Source organism: Arthrobacter crystallopoietes BAB-32 (assembly GCF_000328305.2).
Lineage (GTDB): Bacteria > Actinomycetota > Actinomycetes > Actinomycetales > Micrococcaceae > Crystallibacter > Crystallibacter crystallopoietes_A.
Genome location: NZ_ANPE02000211.1, coordinates 1 through 8,738, shown reverse-complemented (window position 1 = coordinate 8,738; position 8,738 = coordinate 1). Strand labels below are relative to the sequence as shown.

7 protein-coding genes and 1 pseudogene are annotated in these 8,738 nt (G+C 60.6%); 6 read left to right on the top strand and 2 right to left on the bottom strand.

Features of this window, described 5'->3' with window-relative positions:
* Window positions 1-47 precede the first annotated feature (47 nt).
* Complete coding sequence (locus tag D477_RS16640; RefSeq protein ID WP_272943830.1) at window positions 48-485, top strand: PDDEXK nuclease domain-containing protein; 438 nt, start codon at window positions 48-50, stop codon at window positions 483-485.
* Window positions 486-526: 41 nt separating this feature from the next.
* A complete protein-coding gene (locus D477_RS23395) occupies window positions 527-1,915 on the top strand; it encodes a plasmid pRiA4b ORF-3 family protein (RefSeq protein WP_237740816.1) in 1,389 nt (462 codons plus the stop codon).
* Window positions 1,916-2,120: 205 nt separating this feature from the next.
* Here the strand turns inward: D477_RS23395 and D477_RS16625 are convergent, their stop codons facing one another.
* Together D477_RS16625 and D477_RS16620 are read right to left on the bottom strand one after the other, a co-directional pair.
* Window positions 2,121-3,008, bottom strand: a complete 888-nt coding sequence (locus D477_RS16625) for a hypothetical protein (RefSeq protein WP_005272249.1) — start codon at window positions 3,006-3,008, stop codon at window positions 2,121-2,123.
* A gap of 398 nt (window positions 3,009-3,406) precedes the next feature.
* Complete coding sequence (locus tag D477_RS16620) at window positions 3,407-4,906, bottom strand: peptide MFS transporter (protein WP_081608602.1); 1,500 nt, start codon at window positions 4,904-4,906, stop codon at window positions 3,407-3,409.
* Window positions 4,907-5,076: 170 nt separating this feature from the next.
* Here D477_RS16620 and D477_RS16615 point away from each other — a divergent pair, with 170 nt between their 5' ends.
* The 4 genes and pseudogenes from D477_RS16615 to D477_RS23385 all read left to right on the top strand — a co-directional run.
* Window positions 5,077-5,826, top strand: a complete 750-nt coding sequence (locus tag D477_RS16615; RefSeq protein ID WP_005272238.1) for a TetR/AcrR family transcriptional regulator — start codon at window positions 5,077-5,079, stop codon at window positions 5,824-5,826.
* 216 nt (window positions 5,827-6,042) lie between these two features.
* Window positions 6,043-7,320, top strand: coding sequence for a flavin monoamine oxidase family protein (locus D477_RS21370; RefSeq protein ID WP_005272236.1), 1,278 nt, complete (start codon window positions 6,043-6,045; stop codon window positions 7,318-7,320).
* 147 nt (window positions 7,321-7,467) lie between these two features.
* Window positions 7,468-7,947: a hypothetical protein gene (locus D477_RS23390; RefSeq protein WP_237740815.1), complete on the top strand. Its 480-nt coding sequence runs from the start codon at window positions 7,468-7,470 to the stop codon at window positions 7,945-7,947.
* 24 nt (window positions 7,948-7,971) lie between these two features.
* Window positions 7,972-8,619 (top strand): annotated as a pseudogene (locus D477_RS23385) (MFS transporter); the annotation flags it as partial.
* Between the last annotated feature and the right edge of the window lie 119 nt (window positions 8,620-8,738).

Genomic DNA, 8,738 nt, shown 5'->3' with positions numbered 1-8,738 from the left:
GGCTCAAGGAGTGACACCGGATTATCCCGACAAATCACGTCATCAGAGTGCGTCTTCCCAAGTCACTGGCCCATCACCCACGCAAAGCAGCGGGCATCGGAATAACCCGAGAATCGGAACAATCGATATTATTCCGAGCTCGGAATAATGTCGATCTCCTGCTCTACCATGTCCCTTCCGACCGTTACGTGGTCGTGGAGCTGAAGGCCGGCAAGTTCAAACCCGAGCATCTGGGACAGCTGAACTTCTACGTCGCAGCCGTCAACGACATGCTCCGGCTCCGCAGGCAGGCCCCGACAGTCGGAATCCTCGTGTGCGGGTCCAGGAACGAGCGCACGGTGCGTTACGCTCTCGACGGCTCCGCCCAGCCCCTGGCCGTGACGTCCTATACTTACGATGCGCTTCCCGCGGATGAGCAGGCTACCCTGCCGTCCCCGGCCGTCATCACCGCCGCGCTCGAGCACGACCCGAGTGTTCTCCCATGAGGGTAGCCAAAACCGATACGATAGCCGGTTTGCCGGCACCGGTGGCACGGAGTCTCGTCCGCCTGTTCCGCGGCGGAACCTTCGTGCAGGAAACCGCCGACGCCCTGCTCGGGCGGAACGGCGTCGAAGACGCGGAGGCGGCCTTCGCGCACATGGAGGAGGCCGGCTACCTGGCCAAGGTCGATCTCGGGGATGACGGTTACGTGTGGTGGGAGGCGACAACCCTCGGTAACGCCCTCGCCATGGCCAGCTTTGGAAAGCCGGTCAGAAGACGAACCGCCGACCGGCTGGTCGCCGGGATGGTGGAACGTGCCGGCGAGTACAACAGCGACCCTAACAAGCCGCTCTACGTGGAACGGCTCCGGATTTTCGGCAGCTACCTGGATCCTCACATTGACCCCCTCGGCGATGTCGACGTCGAGCTGTCCTTCGGCATGCGCACCAGGGACCACAAAACAATCAGCGCCTACACCCGCGCCAGCGGCAGATACTTCCGCTCCTTCATGGAAGAGCTCATGTGGCCGCAACGTGAGCTGGTGCAATACCTCAAGAACCGCTCGACCGCCGTTAACGTCACGCTGGAAAACATCGACCACATCACCGACAGGTCGGTGACCATTTACTCCATCGCGAACGACACGACGGCGGTCCCGCCGCCCGATGAACCGTCATCGCCAACGGCCAGCCAAGTGCACACCGGCCCCCCGAGCCGTAAACAATGTCCCGGCCTCCGGCCGCACACTTCTGAGACCATGGACCCCATGGAAGGGATAGCTCCGCCACCGGGCCCAGGGCTCATGCGGGTGCACGTTGTGTTGGAGGACAGCCGGCCGCCGATATGGCGGGTTCTGGACCTGCATGCATCGATGCCACTGGACGGTGTGCACCGTGTCCTGCAGGCGGCCTTCGGCTGGCAGGATACACATCTGCACCGGTTCACCGATCTGTACCCTTTCGAACGCCTCAAGCCGGTGGACGGCGAAATCGACTGGCCCCTCCAGTGGCTGCCCCGGGGCCTCGTGGAGGATCCCATTGACATGCCCGAAGAGGACATGACGTTGGGACAGCTGCTGGGCCGCGGCTCGGGAACGGCGTTCTACGAGTACGACTTTGGCGACAGCTGGCTACACCGCCTCGAACTACTGAAGGTCTGGCCCGCATTGCCCGGCGGCCCAGCGGCATCGTTGGTCGACGGCGCGCGCCATGGTCCCCCGGAAGATTGCGGCGGCATGCCGGGCTACGAGGAACTGCTCGACGCCCTGGCCGATCCCGCTGATCCGGACCATGCCGAGGCCAGAGAGTGGGCGGTTGAGATGACAGGCTCCGACAAGCCCTTCGATCCCGACGCCTTCGACGCCGCCACGACCGATCACGCGGTTACGACGGCCGGCGAAACCGGAGCGCCCGATCCCGGGGTCCCAGGAGTTTAGAATCGATTTCTTCCGTTGGCCAAGAACCTCCAGACAATGAACATGGCCGAAGGCGGAGCGGACATAACGTTAGCCAGAAGGAGGTCGGCACGTATTTGTCCCGTGTCACGCGAGATGTCAGTGCCACCAATTTGTCAGTGGTTGCAAGCCGTTCTATTTGTCACCGCTTTTTCCCCTGCAAACGCTTCTTTCCCCAACAACTCCCTCAATCCGTGGGCTGCGCGTCGATGAAGTCCCTGACGAATTTGGAGACACTCTCCGGCAACGGAAGTGGCCTAATCCTCGACCCTTCTGGCGCAGACGGAGATACTTCAAAAAAGCCGGGCCATTCGTCCTCAGCAAGCACTCCGTCAGCTTCCACAAACAACCGGGCCAGCGAATTGACCGCCAGCCCCATTCCTGGGCTGAGCAAGTGCATTATCTCTTCGTGGAGGGCCATCGTTCCCTTGGCCGTCTCGGTGGCTATGGAGATCAGCTCCAATTCTTCTGGAAGTGCGACTACCCCATCGCGAACCTTCGCGTTTTGAGCGTGCTCTCGGAAACCATCACGGGAAAGTCGCACTTCAACTGTCGTGGCGGGTTGCCCAGACGTAGACAGGCTGGTGTTGAAGGTCGTTTGCATCAGCTCAATCGGGGATCCGTGGACCAGGGCGTTCCTCAGGTGGTTGCACACCCTGTAGGAAAGGCTGGAGTCGTACAGCTGCGAGAATAGGGATTTCACGTCGCGCCGTTCCGTCGACTCTTTTCCATACATCTTGCCGAGCAGGACTATGACGTGCTCCGCGTACATCTTTATAACCGCGCAGACGTTGATTACCCATAGCTCCAGCTCGCTAACGACAGGCCCGGGGCTGAAGCTGCTCCCCTTCTCCGCAAACTGCCTCCGCGCTTTCTCTGCGGTGGCGAGCAGGTCCTCCAGCGACCGCCAGATGTAAGCATCAAAGCCGGTCAGGTAGTTCTCCACCCGATAGATGGCCGCCCGCGTTTCCTCAAACTCCTGCTCAGAAATCTCACGAATTAGGCGAGCCGAAAGCTCCCCGACGTCGACACGTCTAACAGCCTGGAATGTATAGTACGTTCGCTCTTTGGTCACGGTTCATCCTGTCACCGAAACTCTTCCGCGCTCGAGAAATGCTAGATACCTCAGCGCAGGCCCGGTTACTCAACGTTTAGCCAAGCCCTCGCCGCGCACATGCAGTACAACTGCAGGGCCTTCAGTGCTTCATTGGGCGATGCAGATGGATTCGTCGTTTATATAGTTGGGACCCCAGTGGGTGGCGTCCGGCTGCATGGCCCGCCCTGGCGAGTTCGGGCGTCCCAGTGGGCGCCGGCCGGTCTGTGGAGTCGGGATTGCTCCTGACCTTGGCCGGCGCCGTTGGCTTGCGCTCTAGGATCTCCTGTACTGCTCGGTACTGGAGATTAGGAGGCACCCTGACTCCGACGCGTTCACGGCCGGGCCAGACCTGTGGCGCCCGCTTGAGCACAGGTGGGTCAGAGTTGCGGTAGGCCTGCGTTGATCATGGCCTGGATTCTTTGGGAGAAGATCCGGAGAAGAAGACCAAGTCCGATCGCGGTCGCGGCAATCATGGCCAGGTAGGCCTCGTGGCTCATCGTTGTGTATAGCTGCCCCAGGAGCCCGGAAAGCGATGAGCCTGCAGCGAGGGCGAGGAAGATCAGGGCGACGAGCTGAGACTTGTACTTGTCCGGGGCGATACGTGTGGCCAAGGACAAGCCGATCGGGCCGATCAGCACTTCGGACGTACCCACGATGATCATGAACAACAGCATCACGATGAGGGAGATCTCTGAGTCCTGAATCATTGAGACAGAGAGCAGGAACACGTACCCCACGCCGATCTGAATCATCCCGAAGGAGAACTTTGCCGCCGAGCCGGGTTGCCGCGAGCCCATGCGGGTCCAAAGCCGGGCAATTATCGGAGTGACCAGCACTGCCGCGAGGGGTCCCATGGTCGTGATCCATGCCGCCGGAAAGGACCAGGACCCGACCGCGAGGTCTACCCGATCCGTAATGATGATCGCGATCGTCGTGAAATTCTGAAACAAGAATCCGAAATAGAGCCCGCTGGCGATGAACAGCGGCACGAACCCCCTGACCCGCTGCTTCTCCACACGGGTGACTTGCTTGGAAGTCAACAGGACGAGGAAGTAGACGGCTGCGGCCATGACCACCACTAAGGTGGTGACGTTTGCCATGTTGGAGTCGTTGACAATACCTGTGGCCCATAACGCGGCGAGAAGTGCCACCAGCGCGGCCACAATTGCAGCGGGAGCCCAGGCCTTTCGCATCGGTAAGGGGTTGCGCACGACGCCGGCCTGCTGCGGAAGCTTGCGCATGCCGACCGCGTACTGAACGAGTGCGGCAATCATGCCGATCGCGGCTAGGCCAAAACCTAGATGGAAGCCGGCCATGCTTTGTGCAAGTCCGGTGGCTAAGGGGCCGATAACGGCGCCGATATTGATGGCCATGTAAAAGTACGAGAAGCCGGCATCGCGTTTGGTCGGATCCGACTCCAGTACAAACCCAACAATCGAGGTGATGTTGGTCTTGAGCGCCCCCGTGCCGATGACAATGAGGCCGAGGCCAACTCCGAGGCCGGTAAGTCCGGGAATGAAGGCGAGAGCAAGATGGCCCAGGGTGATCACGATGCCGCCCCAGAACACCATGCGTTTAGGGGCTAGAACGCGATCGCCCATCCACGCCCCGAATATTTGGGCGAGGTAGACGGCTCCGCCATAGGCACCGACAATGCCCGCGGAAACAGCAGGGGCGAGAGCAAGACCACCTTCGTTGAGGGCGTACAGCAGGTAAAACGCCAAGATGCCCTGAAGCCCGTAGAAGCTGAAGCGCTCCCATAATTCAGTGAAGGCCAGGGTCCCCAACCCCTGGGACTGTCTTGGAGGTCGGGAAATGTGTCCGTTATCCGGGCTCTCGTGCCCGGATAACGCTGTGTGTTCATTGATGGATGTCATAGCTCTCACCTGAAGTCGCGTAAGGGAAACGGCAGCGAACCTATGCAGCCGGAGCAGAGAGGCTCCGCCGGTGTAACGCTGACCACATTCAGGAAACCATTCCTCCTAGCCATAGTCAACACCTTTGACTACAGTTATGACTAAGATGCAAGAAGCCATAAGGAGCCGATATGAGTAAGAGTGCGACGGGACGGGCGAAGCTTTCCCGCGGTTCCTTGACTGCGCGTTCCATTGCCGAGGCCACGTTGCGTTTACTGGACGAACACGGGTTGGCAGCATTCACGCTGCCCCGCTTGGGGCGCGCACTTGGAGCCGACCAGACGGCGGTCTACCGCCACTATGCGGATAAGGACGAAATTGTCCTGGCCGTCGCAGACCTGTTACTAGATGAGGTGATGGCAGGATTTGCCTCGTCCGGGTGCTGGCGCACCGACATCGCAGATTTGAGTCGCCGGATCCGCGACGTTTACAAGCGGCACCCGGCCGCCGGCTCCCTCTCGGGTTCACGGACCACCGGCAGGGACGGCGAAAAGCGTCTGGTCGAGGCCTTCCTCTCCGCCATCCTGACGGCCGGCTTCGAGGGACACGACGCCGCTCTCTACTACCGGGTGGTGGCAGACTTCTCTCTGTTCTGGGCCGGCGGCCACGCCGCGTACCTCTCGCTCGACCCGCAGCGGCAGTTCGCCGACGAGTCATCGTGGGTGCGGGAATACTCCACGGTAAACCCCGGAATCTACCCGCATACCGCAGAGGTTCGCCGAAACCTGGCCGAAGTCGGCTTCGACGAGATTTTCGAAACTGCCCTCACCCTGATGCTTGACGGAATCGCGGCCCGCGCTCCCGCCCCGTGCTCCTGTGCGCCCGGTAGCCATGCATCCTCCCAGCCGAAGGCGGGGCCGATGCATGGCAGGCGTTCATGAGGATTCCCGGCCACTGCATAAAGACAACCGATTACGGGATGGTTATGAAAGACACTCCCGCACGATCCGGCATTGTGTGACTTCAGAAGCGGGGAAAGCAAGGTCATATCAGGTCCCTGATGGCGTGCGCGTAGCCTTGCCCCTCCAAGCCGCGCCCCCTTCATAGCCATAGGGCACGAGCACAAAATTTAGAGAACTTCATTAGGAGACAAACTCATGTCTGAGCACAGTTATTCAAGGACCGATGTCATTGTGATCGGCGCAGGGGTTGCGGGTCTAAGCGCAGCCTGCAGCCTGCGCGAGGCCGGCCTTGATGTCTTGGTCCTGGAAGCACGTGACCGTATAGGTGGGCGCATCCTCACTCTCCGGGAGGGTGCCACTCGTCCTGTAGAACTTGGAGCCGAGTTCCTGCACACCGCGCAGAACCCCCTGCTGGAAATATTTGAGGACGCCGGAACAGCAACGGTGGGCGTTGGCGGCACCCGAACCTTGCCGGAAGGCTTTGACGCGCAACTTGCCGCTACCCTGGACTCGTTGGCGGCTCCCGACCGAGCCCAGCCAGCGAGCAATTACCTCGCCGCGATTTCTTCCGAGGATGACCGGGCTCTGATGACGGAGGCGTTTGAGGCTCAAACTGGCCGGGAGTCGCTTCGCCGAACGAGCGCGGCCGATGCCATAAAGGAACTGCATCTCGAACTTGAACACGGCGAGTTCATGAGCACCTACAACTCCCGCGTACCCGAGGGACTCGATCTGATCACAACGTTCCTCGCGGAGGATCTTCCACTGCAGATCTCTACCCGGGTTGAGCGCATTGTTCGAACCGATAACGGTGTGTCCGTTATCGCCTCAGCCGGCGGTGCCGTCCAAATATTCGACGCCTCACGCGTCGTCGTTACCCTCCCCCTTGGGGTACTAAAGAATAACGACGTTCAGTTTGAGCCACCACTGCCTGACGATAAGGTTCAGGCCATCCATGAGACGATCAGCCTGGACATCGTTAAAGTCCTCTTCGTCTTCGATGGAGACGTCTGGCCCCTAGATGAGGAATTCAAACACACGGACGATGACATCGTCTCTGCGCTCTGGCACTCCACGTACGGTGGTGCCCCCGGAGGGGAGACCGTTGTGGTTGCCTGGGCTGTGGGCGACGAAGCCCGGCAGCTGATGAGTCTACGGGCACCCGATGTCTTGCCCGAGATGCTCGGCCGCGTCCGAAAGCACTTGGGAAACACCGCGCTGAATCCTACCTTCGCCACGTACCACTCATGGCTTAGCGATCCATATGCGCGCGGAGCGTACAGTCACCTTCCTCCGGGCGCTTCCCCCGACGCAAGGCTGCGATTGGCCCAAGCAATTGACGGTCGGGTCTTCTGGGCTGGTGAGGCAACTGCTGAATGGCGTCCCCGCACCGTCCATGGAGCTTACCTCTCCGGCATGCGCGCTGCAGCCGAGATCCTGGCAGAAGAACCAGCAAGATTGGTTTCAAACTGACACCCGAGACATCCGGATCCTTGGAGTCGCTTAATAAGGACGCCGCAAGCCATGATCTGCCCCAGAGTGATTCCCGGAAGCTGATCCTTCAGCACAGTTGGTAGATCGCGCAGCCGGCAAGCAGCGAATGCTGGTCCGGTGCCAGAATTGGACTTCGAGTGGGGCGATGGTTTGCGCGGTGAGGAAAAGGACGTCATGACGATTGTTGAAGGAGCGAAGACGGCGCGTAAAGTGCGGCTCGGACTCGCGTTCATGGGCATCATGGTCATTGCGGTGAACCTGCGGGTCGCCTTCGTCAGCGTCGGGCCGCTGCTGACGGAGATCAGCAGCGATCAAGGCTGGTCCAACAGCACTGCAGGACTATTGACCGGGCTGCCGATTATTGCCTTTGCCGTCTTCTCCCCCGTTGCCCCGGGATTGGCGTTTCGGGTTGGCCTGGACCGCGCCCTGTGGATCTCGCTGCTGCTACTTATGATCGGCATCCTCGCCAGATCTGCCCCCGGCGACGGAGCTATCTGGGCCGGAACCGCTCTACTGGGAATGGCAATCGCGTTCCTGAACGTCCTGCTGCCTTCCTTGGTCAAACGGGAGGTCCCTACCCGGGTCAGCCAGGTGACGGGATTGTAAACCTCGGCCCAAGGCGCCGTCTCGGCCGCCGGGGCAGCGCTCGTCGTGCCCATCGCGAACGCCACAAACTCGGGCTGGAGACTGGCACTGGGGATCTGGGCTGGCTTGGCGCTGATAGCTCTGGCTGCCCTGTTGCCCCGGCTACGCCGTCGAATGACCGTGTCAGGATCGGCCGGTGTTCCGGGCCAAACTTACCGTTCACCATGGAAATCGGCGTTGGGATGGCAAGTCACCATCTTCATGGGGCTGCAATCCATGGCGTTCTTCATTCTCATAGCCTGGCTGCCGAGCATTGAACAGAACCTTGGCATCTCACAGGCTGCCTCGGGCATGCATATGTCGGTGTTTCTCTTCACCGGGACGCTGGCCAGCCTCGGTGCCGGCGCACTGCTGCACCGTTTCGCGGACCAGCGGCCGCTTGCCCTGATATCCAGCGTGCTTGCTTTCAGCGCCTATGTCGGCTTGGCGGTGTCCCCGGAACTGTCTTTGCTCTGGTGCGTGGTGGCCGCGCTTGGTTACGGCAGCCTCATCGTCATTGCCCTCTCCCTGTTCAGCCTACGCACGGCACACCACACCCAGGCAGCGGCGCTTTCCGGCATGGCCCAATCAATCGGTTATGCCATCGCGGCAGCCGGCCCCATTGCTTTCGGCGCCCTTCACGACCTCTGGTGAGCCTAGAGATTTCGGACAGTGGACCCTCTTAAAATCGGAGGGACTACTGAAATGAGGAATCTGCAGAATGTCTGCATCACGTCGACGGTTCACCCAGGAATTCAAGGATGAGCTGTGCG